Consider the following 13,929-nt stretch of genomic DNA (forward strand, 5'->3'; position numbering starts at 1 on the left):
GGAGCCTTTCATGATCGGATTGAACACCGCAGCGGTTTACGTGCTGCAAACCCTCGGCAGCCTGTACCTGCTGATCGTGCTGCTGCGCTTCGTCCTGCAACTGGTGCGGGCGAACTTCTACAACCCGCTGTGCCAGTTCGTGGTCAAGGCTACCCAACCACTGCTCAAACCGCTGCGCCGGATCATCCCGAGCCTGTTCGGCCTCGATATGTCGTCGCTGGTATTGGCAATCCTGGTGCAGCTGCTGCTGATGGCGCTGACCCTGCTGCTGACCTACGGCACCACCGGCAATCCGCTGCAACTGTTGATCTGGTCGCTGATTGGCGTGACCGCGCTGTTCCTGAAGATCTTCTTCTTCGCCCTGATCATCAGCGTGATCCTCTCGTGGGTCGCACCGGGCAGCCACAATCCGGGCGCTGAGCTGGTCAACCAGATCTGCGAGCCGGCACTGGCCCCGTTCCGCCGCTTCCTGCCGAATCTGGGCGGTCTGGACCTGTCGCCGATCTTCGCCTTCCTCGCGCTGAAATTGATCGACATGCTGGTGATCAACAATCTGGCGGCGATGACGATGATGCCGGAGATTCTGCGTTTGCTGATGTAAGCCTGCGCGTTCGGTCTGACTGACCGAGTCGCCTTTTTCGCGAGCAGGCTCGCTCCCACAGGGGATTGCATTTCTCTGTGGGAGCGAGCCTGCTTGCGAATGGCCGCACCACGTTCAAGAGTGAACACACCGGGCCCTATCGTTGCTTGCCGCTAACCCCACCGGTCTTTAGACTTACGCCTCATTTCAACGAGAGCAGGGTCGATGCCAACTGCCTTTCCCCCCGATTCTGTTGGTCTGGTGACACCACAAACCGCGCACTTCAGCAATCCGCTGGCGCTGGCCTGTGGCCGTTCGCTGGCCGCTTATGACCTGATCTACGAAACCTACGGCACGCTGAATGCCCAGGCGAGCAACGCCGTGCTGATCTGCCACGCGCTGTCCGGTCACCACCACGCTGCCGGTTATCACAGCGTCGACGACCGCAAGCCCGGTTGGTGGGACAGCTGCATCGGGCCCGGCAAGCCGATCGACACCAACAAGTTCTTCGTGGTCAGCCTGAACAACCTCGGCGGCTGCAATGGCTCCACCGGCCCGAGCAGCACCAACCCGGAAACCGGCAAGCCGTTCGGCGCCGACTTCCCGGTGCTCACAGTTGAAGACTGGGTGCACAGCCAGGCGCGCCTGGCTGACATGCTCGGTATCGGCCAGTGGGCTGCGGTGATTGGCGGCAGCCTCGGCGGCATGCAGGCGCTGCAGTGGACCATCACTTACCCGGACCGCGTGCGTCACTGCCTGGCCATCGCCTCGGCGCCGAAGCTGTCGGCGCAGAACATCGCGTTCAACGAAGTGGCGCGACAGGCGATTCTCACCGACCCGGAATTCCACGGTGGTTCGTTCCAGGAACAAGGCGTGATTCCCAAGCGCGGGCTGATGCTGGCGCGCATGGTCGGGCACATCACCTATCTTTCCGACGACTCCATGGGTGAGAAATTCGGCCGTGGTCTGAAGAGCGAAAAGCTCAACTACGACTTCCACAGTGTCGAGTTCCAGGTCGAAAGTTACCTGCGTTATCAGGGCGAAGAGTTCTCCGGACGCTTCGATGCCAACACTTATCTGCTGATGACCAAAGCGTTGGATTACTTCGATCCGGCGGCGAACTTCGACGATGATCTGGCGAAAACCTTCGAAAATGCCACAGCCAAGTTCTGTGTGATGTCATTCACCACCGACTGGCGCTTCTCCCCGGCGCGCTCGCGGGAGCTGGTGGATGCGCTGATGGCCGCGCGCAAGGACGTCAGTTATCTGGAGATCGACGCGCCGCAGGGCCACGACGCCTTCCTGATTCCGATCCCGCGTTATTTGCAGGCGTTCGGCAATTACATGAACCGCATTTCGTTGTGAGAAAGCCATGAGAGCTGATCTGGAAATCATCCAGGAATGGATCCCCGCCGGCAGCCGCGTCCTCGACCTCGGTTGCGGTAACGGCGAGCTGCTGAGCTGGCTGCGCGACAACAAGAACGTTACCGGTTATGGCCTGGAAAACGACGCCGAGAACATCGCCGAGTGCGTGGCCAAGGGCATCAACGTCATCGAGCAGGACCTGGACAAAGGCCTGGGTAACTTTGCCAGCAACAGTTTCGACATCGTTGTCATGACTCAAGCTCTGCAAGCGGTGCATTACCCGGACAAGATCCTTGATGAAATGCTCCGTGTCGGTCGCCAGTGCATCATTACCTTCCCCAACTTCGGCCACTGGCGCTGCCGCTGGTACCTGGCGAGCAAGGGCCGCATGCCGGTGTCGGAATTCCTGCCGTACACCTGGTACAACACGCCGAACATTCACTTCTGCACCTTCGAGGATTTCGAAGAACTGTGTCGCGAACGTGATGCCAAGGTCATTGATCGGCTTGCCGTGGATCAACAGCACCGCCACGGGTGGGCCAGTAAGCTATGGCCTAATCTGTTAGGTGAAATCGGTATCTACCGCGTCAGCAGCCCGCAGTTGGCGGACCACAAAGTCGCGGTCTGAGCCGAGCCATTTCGAGGAGCACGAACATGAGTCGTTTAGCGTTGTTGTTACTCACCGCCTGCCTGAGCGCCAGCGCCATGGCGGCGGACGTCATCAAAGGTGAGCGCAAGGAAACCTTCGGCGACATCACGGTGCACTACAACACTTTCAACTCGACGTTCCTGCAACCGGACATCGCCAAGGCTGCCGAGCTGATTCGCAGCAAGAATCAGGGCGTAATCAACGTCTCGGTGGTCAAGGACGGCAAACCGGTGATCGCCAGCGTCACCGGCACGATCAAGGACCTGACCAGCAACAGCGTGCCGCTGAAATTCCGCCAGGTCACCGAACAGGGCGCGATCTACTACATCGCCCAGTACCCGGTGCCGCAGCAGGAAACCCGCACCTTTGAAATCAAGGTGCAGAATGGCGACAAGATCAACACCCTCAATTTCAACCAAGAACTCTTTCCCGGCGAATGATGAACATCAAGCAGCTCGTACTGGCCAGCCATAACGCCGGCAAACTCAAAGAACTCCAGGCCATGCTCGGCGACTCGGTGCAACTGCGCTCGATTGGCGAGTGGAGCAAGGTCGAGCCGGAAGAAACCGGCCTGTCGTTCGTCGAGAATGCGATCCTCAAGGCCCGCAACGCCGCACGCATTTCCGGGCTGCCGGCACTGGCCGACGATTCCGGTCTGGCAGTGGATTTTCTTGGTGGTGCGCCGGGCATCTACTCGGCGCGTTACGCCGATGGCCAGGGCGACGCGGCGAATAACGCCAAACTGCTCGACGCTTTGAAAGATGTGCCGCAAGCCGAGCGCGGCGCGCAGTTCGTCTGCGTGCTGGCACTGGTGCGCCACGCTGACGATCCGTTGCCGATTCTCTGCGAAGGCCTGTGGCACGGGCGCATCCTCACCGCTGCCAGCGGCGCACACGGTTTCGGTTACGACCCGCTGTTCTGGGTGCCGGAGCGCGACTGCTCCAGCGCCGAACTGAGCCCGGCCGACAAGAACCGGATCAGCCACCGCGCCCGTGCAATGGATCTGCTGCGCCAGCGTCTGGGCTTGCAATGACCACTGATTCTTCCGCGTCGTCGCTGATCATCGGCGGCGCCGCGTCCTCGCCTCGGGCACCGCTGCCAACCCTGCCGCCCCTGGCGCTGTATATCCACATCCCGTGGTGTGTGCGCAAATGCCCCTATTGTGATTTCAACTCGCACACCGCCAGCCCCGTGCTGCCGGAGCAGGAGTACGTCGACGCATTGCTGGCCGATCTCGATCAGGATCTGCATGCGGTGTATGGCCGAGAGCTGACTTCGATTTTCTTCGGTGGCGGGACGCCGAGCCTGTTCAGCGCCGAAGCCCTCGGGCGTTTGTTGAAGGGTGTCGAGCAACGCATCCCGTTCGCTGACGATATCGAAATCACCCTTGAGGCGAATCCGGGCACCTTCGAGCAAGAGAAGTTTGTCGCTTATCGCAAGCTGGGTATCAATCGGCTGTCGATCGGCATCCAGAGCTTTCAGCAGGAAAAGCTTGAAGCCCTCGGACGCATCCACAACGGTGACGAAGCCGTGCGTGCCGCAGGCATGGCGCGGCAGGCCGGGTTCGATAACTTCAATCTCGACCTGATGCACGGTTTGCCCGATCAGTCGCTGGACGACGCCTTGAGCGACCTGCGTCAGGCCATCGCGCTGAAGCCGACGCACATTTCCTGGTATCAGCTGACGCTGGAGCCGAACACGGTGTTCTGGAACCAGCCGCCAGTGCTGCCGGAGGACGACACGTTGTGGGACATTCAGGAAGCCGGCCAAGCGCTGCTGGCCGAGCACGGTTACGCGCAATACGAAGTGTCGGCGTATGCCCAGGCCGGACGGCCGGCGCGGCATAACCTCAATTACTGGAGCTTCGGCGACTTCATCGGCATCGGCGCCGGCGCCCATGGCAAGTTGAGCCACCCGGACGGGCGCATCGTGCGCACATGGAAAACCCGACTGCCCAAGGATTATCTGAACCCGGCAAAGCGCTTTCAGGCGGGCGAGAAATACCTGAGCAATGAGGAAATGCCGTTCGAATTCCTGATGAACGCCCTGCGCCTGACTGCCGGCGTCGAATCGCGCCTGTATCCGGAACGCACCGGCCTGTCGCTGGACACGCTTGCCGAAGGCCGGCGCGAGGCCGAACAAAGCGGTCTGTTGCAGGTCGAACCGTCACGTCTGGCGGCCACCGAGCGCGGACAATTGTTCCTCAACGACTTGCTGCAACAATTTCTGAGCTGAGCCCAACGGCGGCCTAAGGATAAACCCATGGATTTGATACTCGACCTGCTGGCCACCGTCTCCCGCTGGAGCCGCAGCAATCTCTCGGAAATCGCCCTGGCGCTGGTCGGTTGCCTGCTGGTGCTGTTCGGCGCCGACTTCAAGGGCTGGGTCGAGCAACGTCTGGGCAGCATCGCGGGCGCCCTGCGCGTGCCCCTGATGGCCCTGCTGTGCCTGATCGGCAGCGGCGCGGCGCTGATCTACGCCACTCCGTGGGTGATCAAAGGCTTGAGCCAGTTCAACAACTACAGCCTGGCGCCGGTGTTGCTGGTGGTGCTGGTGTTGATCGGCGTGGTTGCTGATCGCCGCTAACCTGTCAGCCGCTTGTGATCGTTCCCATGCTCCGCGTGGGGACGATCAGCTTGGCTCATTCAAGGAAGAACATGAGTAAAAAACTGCTGGATGAAACGAGCAAATTTCTCAGCTACGTACTGCGCCACGAGCCTCAGACGATTGGTCTGACGCTGGATTCGCATGGCTGGGCAGATATCAACGCACTGATTAGTGGCGCGGCCCGAGACGGACGTACCCTAGATCGTGTTTTGATTGAAGCTGTGGTGGCGAGTAGCGACAAGAAGCGTTTCTCGATTTCCGCTGACGGCTTGTGCATCCGCGCTGTTCAGGGTCACTCGACGAAAACCGTCGAGCTGCAATTCGAAGAAAAGAACCCGCCGCAATCGCTATATCACGGTACAGCGAAGCGTTTTCTTGAATCGATTAATGAACAAGGTTTGATTCCTGGATCACGCCACCATGTGCATCTCTCTGAAGAACTCGCCACTGCCACTGCCGTAGGGCAACGCTACGGCAGCGTAGTGGTACTCGCAGTCGCGGCGCAGCAGATGCAGGAAGAAGGCTTCAAGTTCTATCAGGCCGAAAACGGCGTGTGGCTGACGGAACTCGTACCTGTGCGTTTCCTGACAACTCTGTAAATCCCGAATACTCAAAACAACTGTAGAGTGAGCCTGCACGCGATGAAGGTTTGACATTCAACATCCACGCCGGTTGACAGTCCCTCTTCGCGAGCAAGCCCGCTCCCCCAATGGGACTTGGTTCAATGGCTCTTCGATAAGCGGCTCTGCGCCTGAAGGATCGCCTTGAGGCCAACAGAATCCTTGCAGCCCAGCGCTATCGCTTTATCGAAGTCTTCGATATTGCCGATGTCGCGTCGATCGCTGCTGTCTCCACGAGTCAACGCCAGTGGCTTTCAAGATTTGTCTTCCTTAACAAATGGGGGGCGAGAAGCTTACGGCGGGTCACGGCCAAACTTGAGCAAAACCCGAAAACAACTGTGGGAGCGGGCTTGCTCGCGAAAGCGGTAAATCATTCAACATTGATGTTGTCTGACACGACGCATTCGCGAGCAAGCCCGCTCCCACAGTGTTTAGTGCGTGATGTTTAAGCGATCTTTTCGAACTTCAGATCCCACACGCCATGCCCCAGTCGTTCGCCGCGGCGTTCGAACTTGGTGATCGGGCGTTCGGCCGGGCGTGGGACGCATTTGCCGTCTTCGGCAAGGTTGCGGTAGCCGGGGGCGACGTTCATCACTTCCAGCATGTATTCGGCGTACGGCTCCCAGTCGGTGGCCATGTGCAGAATGCCGCCGACCTTGAGCTTGCTGCGCACCAGTTCGGCGAACGAGGCCTGCACGATGCGTCGCTTGTGGTGGCGGCTCTTGTGCCACGGATCCGGGAAAAACAGCATCAGGCGATCGAGGCTGTTGTCGGCGATGCAGCGGTTGAGCACTTCGATCGCGTCGCAATCATAGACCCGCAGGTTGGTCAGGCCTTGGGTCAGCACACCATTGAGCAGCGCGCCGACACCCGGACGATGCACTTCAACGCCAATGAAATCCTGTTCCGGAGCGGCCGCGGCCATTTCCAGCAGCGAATGGCCCATGCCGAAACCGATTTCCAGCGAGCGCGGCGCCGAGCGGCCGAACACCTGGTCGTAATCGACCGGCGCATCGGCCAGCGGCAGCACGTACAGCGGCGCGCCCTGGTCCAGGCCACGTTGCTGGCCTTCGGTCATGCGCCCGGCGCGCATCACGAAACTCTTGATGCGGCGGTGTTGGCGCTCGTCGCCTTCGTCCGGCTGGACAGGCGTGTCGTTCGATTCAGTCATCAATGGCTCTTACTTGATCAGACCATCCAGCGGCGAAGAGGCGCTGGCATAGAGTTTTTTCGGCATGCGACCGGCGAGGTACGCCAGGCGACCAGCGACGATGGCGTGTTGCATGGCTTGCGCCATCATCACTGGCTGCTGAGCGTGGGCAATGGCCGAGTTCATCAACACCGCATCGCACCCCAGTTCCATGGCGATGGTCGCGTCGGAAGCGGTACCGACGCCAGCATCCACCAGCACCGGGATCCTGGCTTCTTCGAGGATGATCTGCAGGTTGTACGGATTGCAGATGCCCAGACCGGAGCCGATCAGACCGGCCAGCGGCATCACGGCGATGCAACCGATTTCCGCCAGCTGCCGGGCGATGATCGGGTCATCGCTGGTGTAGACCATCACGTCGAAGCCTTCCTTGACCAGCGTTTCGGCGGCCTTGAGGGTTTCGATCACGTTGGGGAACAGGGTCTTCTGATCGGCCAGCACTTCCAGCTTCACCAGGTTGTGGCCGTCGAGCAGCTCACGCGCGAGGCGGCAGGTGCGCACGGCTTCGATGGCGTCGTAGCAACCGGCAGTGTTCGGCAGGAAGGTGTTGCGTTCCGGCGACAGCACTTCGAGCAGGTTCGGCTCGCCTTCGATCTGGCCCAGGTTGGTGCGGCGCACGGCGAAGGTGACGATCTCGGCACCCGAGGCTTCGATGGCCTGACGGGTTTCTTGCATGTCGCGGTACTTGCCGGTACCGACCAGCAAACGCGACTGGTAGGTACGACCGGCCAGCACAAAAGGCTTGTCGCTACGAACGATGCTCATAAGGAATCCTCTTGAGGGATGAGGGTCTTGCAGAATTCTGTGCCCTCGCGGGCCGGGGCAATCAACCGCCGCCGATGGCGTGTACCACTTCGACGTTGTCGCCGTCATTAAGCGTGGTATTTGCGTGCTGGCTGCGCGGGACGATGTCCAGATTGAGCTCGACTGCTACCCGGCGTCCGGTCAGTTCCAGGCGGGTAATCAGCGCCGCAACGGTCTCGCCGTCGGGCAGTTCAAAGGGTTCGCCGTTCAATTGAATGCGCATGCACAACGCCGCCATCATTTTTAGGGGCTGGCATTCTAGCCCGATCATGACCTAAAGGTCAGTACCAAGCGTCAAGCGGTCGGCTGCAAGCGCCACGCTGCGAGGCCGAGACATACCCAGCCGGCGAGAAAGGCCAGGCCACCGAACGGCGTGATGATGCCGAGCTTGCTGACACCCGTCATGGTCAACAGGTACAAGCTGCCGGAAAACAACAGGATACCCACCGAGAACGACACGCCAGCCCAGGCGACCAGTCGGCCCTGCACCTGCGTGGCCAGCAGCGCTACACCGAACAGTGCCAAGGCGTGTACCAATTGATAGGTGACACCTGTATGAAAAATCGCCAGATAGTCGGCGGTCAGTCGGTTTTTCAGACCGTGGGCGGCGAACGCGCCTAACGCAACACCGGTGAAACCGAAAAAAGCGGCCAGCATCAAAAAGCCACGCAGCATGGGGAACTCCAGTCAGACGCCGTCGGCAGGGTCTGTATAATGGCCCGCTCCACGGGTTCGGCCAAGCCATCTCTATGCTGCGTTCAATTTTCCGTCGTCTCATTAAGGCTCTGCTCTGGTTCGCCGGTGGCAGTGTCTTGCTGGTGCTGCTGTTTCGCTTCGTGCCACCGCCGGGCACGGCGTTGATGGTCGAGCGCAAGGTTGAATCGTGGGTCGACGGCGAGCCGATCGACCTGCAGCGCACCTGGAAGCCGTGGGACGAGATCTCCGACGATCTGAAGGTGGCGGTGATTGCCGGGGAGGATCAGAAATTTCCCGAACATTGGGGCTTCGATCTGCGCGCCATCCAGGCCGCACTGGCTCACAACGAACTGGGCGGCTCGATTCGCGGCGCCAGCACCCTGAGCCAGCAGGTGTCGAAAAACCTGTTTCTGTGGTCGGGCCGTAGTTATCTGCGCAAAGGCCTGGAAGCGTGGTTTACCGCGTTGATCGAGGTGTTCTGGCCCAAACAGCGGATTCTCGAGGTTTACCTGAACAGCGTCGAATGGGATGACGGCGTGTTTGGAGCCGAAGCGGCGGCTCGTCATCACTTTGGCGTGAGCGCAAAATCGTTGTCGCGCCAGCAGGCGAGCTATCTGGCCGCCGTCCTGCCCAATCCTCGGGTGTGGAGCGCGAGCCGGCCGACCGGTTATGTATCGCGCCGGGCCGGGTGGATTCGGCAGCAGATGAGTCAGCTGGGCGGAGACAGTTATTTGCTGGGGCTGAACGACTCGCGGCGGGCACCTTGGGCTGAATGAGTCCAAAGCAAAGATCGCAGCCTTCGCCAGCTCCCGCATGGGATTGCGGTTCACCTGTAGGCGCTGCCGAAGGCTGCGATCTTTTGATTTTCCAAATGAAAACGCCCCGATCTTCGCTGATCGGGGCGTTTTTTATTGCCTGCTCGCCAGTTACGCGGCGATCGACAACTTGAGCTTGTTCATCGCGCTCTTCTCAAGCTGACGGATTCGCTCGGCCGACACGTTGTACTTCTGCGCCAGGTCGTGCAGCGTGGCTTTCTCTTCCGCCAGCCAGCGCTGGTAGAGAATGTCACGGCTGCGCTCGTCGAGCACTTCCAGTGCTTCGTGCAGATTGGTGTTCGAGTTATCGCTCCAGTCGGCATCTTCGAGTTGACGCGCCGGGTCGTACCGGTGGTCTTCCAGGTAGTTGGCCGGCGACTGGAAAGCACTGTCGTCGTCGGCTTCGGCGGCCGGATCGAAGGCCATGTCATGACCGGTCAGGCGACTTTCCATCTCGCGCACTTCCCGCGGCTCGACGCCGAGGCTTTCCGCCACACGGTGGACTTCCTCGTTGTTCAGCCACGCCAGACGTTTCTTCTGGCTGCGCAGGTTGAAGAACAGCTTGCGCTGGGCCTTGGTGGTCGCGACCTTCACAATGCGCCAGTTGCGCAGGATGAACTCGTGAATTTCCGCCTTGATCCAGTGCACGGCGAACGACACCAGACGCACGCCCATTTCCGGGTTGAAGCGCTTGACGGCCTTCATCAGGCCGACGTTACCTTCCTGGATCAGGTCAGCCTGAGCCAGACCGTAGCCGGAATAGCTACGGGCAATGTGTACGACAAAACGCAGGTGGGCGAGCACCATCTGCCGAGCCGCCCCCAAATCCTGCTCATAGTAGAGACTCTCGGCCAGTTCACGCTCCTGCTCCGGCGTCAGCAATGGAATGCTGTTGACGGTGTGCACGTAGGCTTCCAGGTTCGCACCCGGAACCAGCGCATATGCAGGTTGCAAAGAATTGGTCATACGAAAAAACCTCCCACTTACATACTCGTGCCTCTCGGCACTGCGAAAAATTGACCGGGAACTCAGGTACAAGTTCCCATAAAAACCGCAAGGTCAATCACGCGCAAAAAAGATTCTACTTCGGCGCCAGCTCCCTGAGATGACGTGCGACTGCAATCCATGCACCGATATAACCCAACAGCACCGCGCCAAGCAAGAGCGACAGACCGTCGGCCACTGGCACACCGGCCAGGGCGAAATCACTGCCGTACAAGCCGGCCAGTCCGACCACCGCATCGTTCAGCCAGTTCAGGCCGAACGCCAATACACCCCAGGACAACAGCCCTGCACCGAAGCCATACAACGCGCCCATATAAAGGAAAGGGCGACGCACATAACTGTCAGTGCCGCCGACGAGTTTAATCACTTCTATCTCGGTGCGGCGGTTTTCAATATGAAGACGAATGGTATTGCCTATCACCAAAAGTAATGCAGAAACCAGCAGCACCGTCAGACCGAAGACAAACCGATCGCCCAGCTTGAGGATGGCGGCCAGACGCTCGACCCAGACTAGATCAAGTTGCGCCTGTTGTACCTTGGGCAGCTCGGAAAGTTTTTGTCTTAATGCTTCGAGTGTCGCCTTGTCGACTTCGTTCGGTGTCACCAGCACCACACCGGGCAAAGGGTTTTCGGGCAGCTCACGCAGGGCTTCGCCCAAACCGGACTGCTGCTGAAACTCTTCCAGCGCCTGGTCGCGGCCGACATATTCGGCATCAGCTACGCCGGGCATGCCTTTGATCTGCTCGCGCAACGACTCGCCCTGCTCCGGCGTCGCGTCGAGTTGCAGGTACAGCGAGATCTGAGCCGCACGCTGCCACGAACCGCCGAGACGTTCGACATTGTTCAGCAGCAGCGACAGGCCCATCGGCAAGCTCAACGCCACGGCCATCACCATGCAGGTGAAGAAACTGCCGATCGGCTGTTTACCGAGGCGGCGCAGGCTGTCGAGCAGGCTGGCACGATGACTTTCGACCCAGGCGCGGAAAAGCGTGGCGAAGTCCGGGCCGTCGTCATCGTCGTGTTTTTTCTTCTTTTGCGGTTGCGGGTCGGCGGCTTTCGGGGCCACGCGCTCGGAAACCTTAGGACTGCGTGTCGCACTCATACGCCGGCCTCCCCGTCGCCGATCAAACGGCCGCGCTGCAGGGTCAGCATGCGGTGACGCATGCGCGCGATCAGCGCCAGGTCGTGACTGGCGATCAGCACGCTGGTGCCCAGACGGTTGATGTCTTCGAACACGCCCATGATTTCCGCCGCCAGACGCGGGTCGAGGTTACCGGTCGGTTCGTCCGCCAGCAGCAAGGCCGGGCGATGCACGATGGCGCGGGCGATGCCGACGCGCTGTTGCTGGCCGGTGGACAAGTCGCCGGGGTACAGATCGGTTTTATCCGACAGTGCCACGCGCTCCAGCGCCGAATCGACACGCTTGGCAATTTCGGCCTTGGACAGGCCGAGGATCTGCAGCGGCAAGGCGACGTTGTTGAACACCGTGCGATCGAACAGCAACTGGTGGTTCTGGAACACTACGCCGATCTGTCGGCGCAGAAACGGAATCTGCGCGTTGCTGATGGTGCTGAGGTCTTGCCCGGCGAGCAGCAGCTTGCCGCTGGTCGGGCGTTCCATCGCCAGCAACAGGCGCAACAGCGTGGATTTACCGGCACCGGAGTGGCCGGTAACAAACAAGAATTCGCCACGACGGACTCGAAAGCTCAGCTCATGCAAGCCGACGTGACCGTTCGGGTAGCGTTTACCGACCTGTTCGAAACGAATCATGAACGCTCCCGCTCGGCAAACAGTGCCTGGACAAAGGGTTCGGCTTCAAAGGTACGCAAGTCGTCGATGCCTTCGCCGACGCCGATGTAGCGAATCGGCAGACCGAACTGCTTGGCCAGGGCGAAAATCACCCCACCCTTGGCGGTGCCATCGAGTTTGGTCAGCGCCAGGCCTGTCAGTTCGACGGTCTGGTTGAACTGCTTGGCCTGGTTGATCGCGTTCTGCCCGGTGCCAGCATCCAGCACCAGCAGAACTTCGTGCGGAGCGTCGGCGTCGAGCTTGCCAATCACCCGGCGCACCTTTTTCAGCTCTTCCATCAGGTTGTCTTTGGTGTGCAGACGACCGGCGGTGTCAGCGATCAACACATCGATGCCACGGGCCTTGGCGGCCTGCACGGCGTCGAAAATCACCGAAGCCGAATCGGCACCGGTGTGCTGGGCGATGACCGGAATCTTGTTGCGCTCGCCCCACACCTGCAATTGCTCGACGGCTGCGGCACGGAAGGTGTCACCGGCGGCGAGCATGACTTTCTTGCCTTCCAGTTGCAGCTTCTTCGCCAGCTTGCCGATAGTGGTGGTTTTGCCGGCGCCGTTGACGCCGACCACCAGAATCACGAACGGCTTGTTCTGCGAGGCGATTTTCAGCGGTTGCTCGACCGGCTTGAGCATCGCCGCCAGTTCAGCTTGCAGGGATTTGTACAGGGCGTCGGCGTCGGCCAACTCCTTGCGCGCAACTTTCTGGGTCAGGCGCTGGATGATCTGGGTGGTGGCTTCAACGCCGACGTCGGCGGTGAGCAGACGGGTTTCAAGGTCATCGAGCAAATCGTCATCGATGGTTTTGCGCCCCAGAAACAGGCTGGCCATGCCCTCGCCGATGCTGGCGCTGGTCTTCGACAGGCCTTGCTTGAGACGGGCGAAGAAACCGGCTTTGGTTTCTTCGGTGCGCGGGGCTTCTACAGGAGGCTCAGCAGCCGCCTCATCCGGCACGACTGGCGCAGCGACAACCGGCGCAGGCACCAGAACAGGCGCTGGCTCGGGCGCTTGAATGATCGGTGCCGCTGGTGCAGGAACAACCGGCGCCGGCTCGATGACCGCTTCCACCACAGGCTCGGGCTCGACAGCAGGTTCCACAACCACTTCAGGGATCGCCGGCGTCACATGCGGCGCTGCCTCTTCAACGAAGGCCACCGGTTCTTCCGCCACCGGCAAGGTCAGCCAAGGCTCGGCGGCCGGCGTCAGCGGCAACTCCGCAGCCACTGGCGCTTCAGGCTCGGCCGCGACCTCCGGCTGCAACACCGGTTCGGCGATAGGCAGCACAATCGGCGCCGGCTCTTCTTCTATTACAGGTGCTGGCGCTGGGGCCGGCTCAGGAATCGCGGGCGGCTGTTCGACGACGGGTTCCTGCGGTTTCTTCCGCAGCCATCCGAACAGGCTTTTCTTCTCGCCAGCCGCAGCTGGGCTCTTCTTGTCGTCGTTGGAACCAAACATGGAGGACGGCTATCTCACGGTAGCGACGCGCCAACAGGGCGCCCCGGCAAATAAATATTCGATGCAGAACAGACTGTGTTTCACCCAGCTTGTTCACGCGCAACATTTTGTCGAGGCACCGAAGGCACCTCAAGGATCGTCTTTACGATGGTCTAAACCGGCGAAAAATCGGCGAAAACGCAGAGTCTGGTTGCCAAACCGCTGCCTTGTGCCGCAAACCCATTCAGCCTTATCAGGTTGCAGAACCTCATAGGCGTGGTCTCCGGTAAAACGGATCAGTATCCTAGCACCTCCTCGCCCGCCTAGGCTAAGACCAAGCGG

The 13,929-nt window shown here is 60.3% G+C and carries 17 protein-coding genes; 9 read left to right on the plus strand and 8 right to left on the minus strand.

Annotation, left to right across the window (positions count from 1 at the left end; all coding sequences use genetic code 11):
* Positions 1–10: 10 nt before the first annotated feature.
* The 8 genes from ACIGDJ_RS13430 (at position 11) to ACIGDJ_RS13465 (ending at position 5,800) form a co-directional block, all read left to right on the plus strand.
* Positions 11–601 (plus strand): YggT family protein, encoded by a 591-nt coding sequence (locus tag ACIGDJ_RS13430; RefSeq protein ID WP_039757546.1) that lies wholly within the window; start codon positions 11–13, stop codon positions 599–601.
* Between the two features lie 204 nt (positions 602–805).
* Complete coding sequence (locus ACIGDJ_RS13435) at positions 806–1,945, plus strand: homoserine O-acetyltransferase (RefSeq protein ID WP_312999678.1); 1,140 nt, start codon at positions 806–808, stop codon at positions 1,943–1,945.
* A 7-nt stretch (positions 1,946–1,952) separates the two neighbouring features.
* The gene (gene metW / locus ACIGDJ_RS13440; protein ID WP_101161244.1) at positions 1,953–2,573 is read left to right on the plus strand and encodes a methionine biosynthesis protein MetW; all 621 of its coding nucleotides are present in this window, start codon (positions 1,953–1,955) and stop codon (positions 2,571–2,573) included.
* A 26-nt stretch (positions 2,574–2,599) separates the two neighbouring features.
* Positions 2,600–3,034, plus strand: coding sequence for a DUF4426 domain-containing protein (locus tag ACIGDJ_RS13445; protein WP_312999682.1), 435 nt, complete (start codon positions 2,600–2,602; stop codon positions 3,032–3,034).
* Positions 3,031–3,627 (plus strand): RdgB/HAM1 family non-canonical purine NTP pyrophosphatase, encoded by a 597-nt coding sequence (gene rdgB, locus ACIGDJ_RS13450; RefSeq protein ID WP_397478639.1) that lies wholly within the window; start codon positions 3,031–3,033, stop codon positions 3,625–3,627. The genes ACIGDJ_RS13445 and rdgB overlap by 4 nt, the downstream gene beginning before the upstream one ends.
* Positions 3,624–4,829: a radical SAM family heme chaperone HemW gene (hemW, locus tag ACIGDJ_RS13455; protein WP_397478640.1), complete on the plus strand. Its 1,206-nt coding sequence runs from the start codon at positions 3,624–3,626 to the stop codon at positions 4,827–4,829. Before rdgB ends, hemW begins: the two co-directional genes overlap by 4 nt.
* A 27-nt stretch (positions 4,830–4,856) precedes the next feature.
* The gene (locus ACIGDJ_RS13460) at positions 4,857–5,180 is read left to right on the plus strand and encodes a DUF3392 domain-containing protein (protein WP_008083808.1); all 324 of its coding nucleotides are present in this window, start codon (positions 4,857–4,859) and stop codon (positions 5,178–5,180) included.
* 71 nt (positions 5,181–5,251) lie between these two features.
* Positions 5,252–5,800 carry an RNA 2'-phosphotransferase gene (locus ACIGDJ_RS13465; RefSeq protein WP_397478641.1) on the plus strand — a complete coding sequence of 183 codons (549 nt, stop codon included), beginning with the start codon at positions 5,252–5,254 and terminating at the stop codon, positions 5,798–5,800.
* Between the two features lie 466 nt (positions 5,801–6,266).
* On the opposite strand, the gene trmB is transcribed toward ACIGDJ_RS13465, so the two are convergent.
* From trmB to ACIGDJ_RS13485, 4 genes are all read right to left on the minus strand, one after another.
* A complete protein-coding gene (gene trmB, locus ACIGDJ_RS13470) occupies positions 6,267–6,992 on the minus strand; it encodes a tRNA (guanosine(46)-N7)-methyltransferase TrmB (RefSeq protein WP_024014663.1) in 726 nt (241 codons plus the stop codon).
* A 9-nt stretch (positions 6,993–7,001) separates the two neighbouring features.
* On the minus strand, positions 7,002–7,796 hold the full coding sequence (locus ACIGDJ_RS13475; protein ID WP_397504563.1) for a thiazole synthase: 795 nt from the start codon (positions 7,794–7,796) through the stop codon (positions 7,002–7,004).
* 61 nt (positions 7,797–7,857) lie between these two features.
* A complete protein-coding gene (gene thiS, locus ACIGDJ_RS13480; RefSeq protein ID WP_178081225.1) occupies positions 7,858–8,058 on the minus strand; it encodes a sulfur carrier protein ThiS in 201 nt (66 codons plus the stop codon).
* 71 nt (positions 8,059–8,129) lie between these two features.
* Positions 8,130–8,510, minus strand: a complete 381-nt coding sequence (locus ACIGDJ_RS13485; RefSeq protein ID WP_101161265.1) for a DUF423 domain-containing protein — start codon at positions 8,508–8,510, stop codon at positions 8,130–8,132.
* 74 nt (positions 8,511–8,584) lie between these two features.
* On the opposite strand from ACIGDJ_RS13485, the gene mtgA reads away from it, so the two are divergent.
* Positions 8,585–9,307 carry a monofunctional biosynthetic peptidoglycan transglycosylase gene (gene mtgA, locus ACIGDJ_RS13490; RefSeq protein WP_101161268.1) on the plus strand — a complete coding sequence of 241 codons (723 nt, stop codon included), beginning with the start codon at positions 8,585–8,587 and terminating at the stop codon, positions 9,305–9,307.
* A gap of 150 nt (positions 9,308–9,457) precedes the next feature.
* Here the strand turns inward: mtgA and rpoH are convergent, their stop codons facing one another.
* The 4 genes from rpoH to ftsY all read right to left on the minus strand — a co-directional run bounded on the left by rpoH (position 9,458) and on the right by ftsY (position 13,608).
* Positions 9,458–10,312: an RNA polymerase sigma factor RpoH gene (gene rpoH / locus ACIGDJ_RS13495; RefSeq protein ID WP_016772717.1), complete on the minus strand. Its 855-nt coding sequence runs from the start codon at positions 10,310–10,312 to the stop codon at positions 9,458–9,460.
* A gap of 115 nt (positions 10,313–10,427) precedes the next feature.
* Positions 10,428–11,453, minus strand: coding sequence for a permease-like cell division protein FtsX (ftsX, locus tag ACIGDJ_RS13500; protein WP_101161270.1), 1,026 nt, complete (start codon positions 11,451–11,453; stop codon positions 10,428–10,430).
* Positions 11,450–12,121 carry a cell division ATP-binding protein FtsE gene (gene ftsE, locus ACIGDJ_RS13505; RefSeq protein ID WP_003229148.1) on the minus strand — a complete coding sequence of 224 codons (672 nt, stop codon included), beginning with the start codon at positions 12,119–12,121 and terminating at the stop codon, positions 11,450–11,452. Before ftsE ends, ftsX begins: the two co-directional genes overlap by 4 nt.
* Positions 12,118–13,608 (minus strand): signal recognition particle-docking protein FtsY, encoded by a 1,491-nt coding sequence (ftsY, locus tag ACIGDJ_RS13510; RefSeq protein ID WP_397478642.1) that lies wholly within the window; start codon positions 13,606–13,608, stop codon positions 12,118–12,120. The genes ftsE and ftsY overlap by 4 nt, the downstream gene beginning before the upstream one ends.
* Positions 13,609–13,929: the final 321 nt, after the last annotated feature.

This window comes from Pseudomonas sp. NPDC079367, assembly GCF_044542195.1.
Lineage (GTDB): Bacteria > Pseudomonadota > Gammaproteobacteria > Pseudomonadales > Pseudomonadaceae > Aquipseudomonas.

Coding starts and splice junctions, on each gene's coding strand:
- ACIGDJ_RS13465 (WP_397478641.1), top strand. CDS start 5,252: ATGAGTAAAAAACTGCTGGATGAAACGAGCAAATTTCTCAGCTACGTA.
- ftsE (WP_003229148.1), bottom strand. CDS start 12,121: ATGATTCGTTTCGAACAGGTCGGTAAACGCTACCCGAACGGTCACGTC.
- rpoH (WP_016772717.1), bottom strand. CDS start 10,312: ATGACCAATTCTTTGCAACCTGCATATGCGCTGGTTCCGGGTGCGAAC.
- ACIGDJ_RS13430 (WP_039757546.1), top strand. CDS start 11: ATGATCGGATTGAACACCGCAGCGGTTTACGTGCTGCAAACCCTCGGC.
- ftsY (WP_397478642.1), bottom strand. CDS start 13,608: ATGTTTGGTTCCAACGACGACAAGAAGAGCCCAGCTGCGGCTGGCGAG.
- ACIGDJ_RS13435 (WP_312999678.1), top strand. CDS start 806: ATGCCAACTGCCTTTCCCCCCGATTCTGTTGGTCTGGTGACACCACAA.
- hemW (WP_397478640.1), top strand. CDS start 3,624: ATGACCACTGATTCTTCCGCGTCGTCGCTGATCATCGGCGGCGCCGCG.
- trmB (WP_024014663.1), bottom strand. CDS start 6,992: ATGACTGAATCGAACGACACGCCTGTCCAGCCGGACGAAGGCGACGAG.
- ACIGDJ_RS13460 (WP_008083808.1), top strand. CDS start 4,857: ATGGATTTGATACTCGACCTGCTGGCCACCGTCTCCCGCTGGAGCCGC.
- ACIGDJ_RS13485 (WP_101161265.1), bottom strand. CDS start 8,510: ATGCTGCGTGGCTTTTTGATGCTGGCCGCTTTTTTCGGTTTCACCGGT.
- ftsX (WP_101161270.1), bottom strand. CDS start 11,453: ATGAGTGCGACACGCAGTCCTAAGGTTTCCGAGCGCGTGGCCCCGAAA.
- mtgA (WP_101161268.1), top strand. CDS start 8,585: ATGCTGCGTTCAATTTTCCGTCGTCTCATTAAGGCTCTGCTCTGGTTC.
- thiS (WP_178081225.1), bottom strand. CDS start 8,058: ATGCGCATTCAATTGAACGGCGAACCCTTTGAACTGCCCGACGGCGAG.
- ACIGDJ_RS13475 (WP_397504563.1), bottom strand. CDS start 7,796: ATGAGCATCGTTCGTAGCGACAAGCCTTTTGTGCTGGCCGGTCGTACC.
- rdgB (WP_397478639.1), top strand. CDS start 3,031: ATGATGAACATCAAGCAGCTCGTACTGGCCAGCCATAACGCCGGCAAA.
- ACIGDJ_RS13445 (WP_312999682.1), top strand. CDS start 2,600: ATGAGTCGTTTAGCGTTGTTGTTACTCACCGCCTGCCTGAGCGCCAGC.
- metW (WP_101161244.1), top strand. CDS start 1,953: ATGAGAGCTGATCTGGAAATCATCCAGGAATGGATCCCCGCCGGCAGC.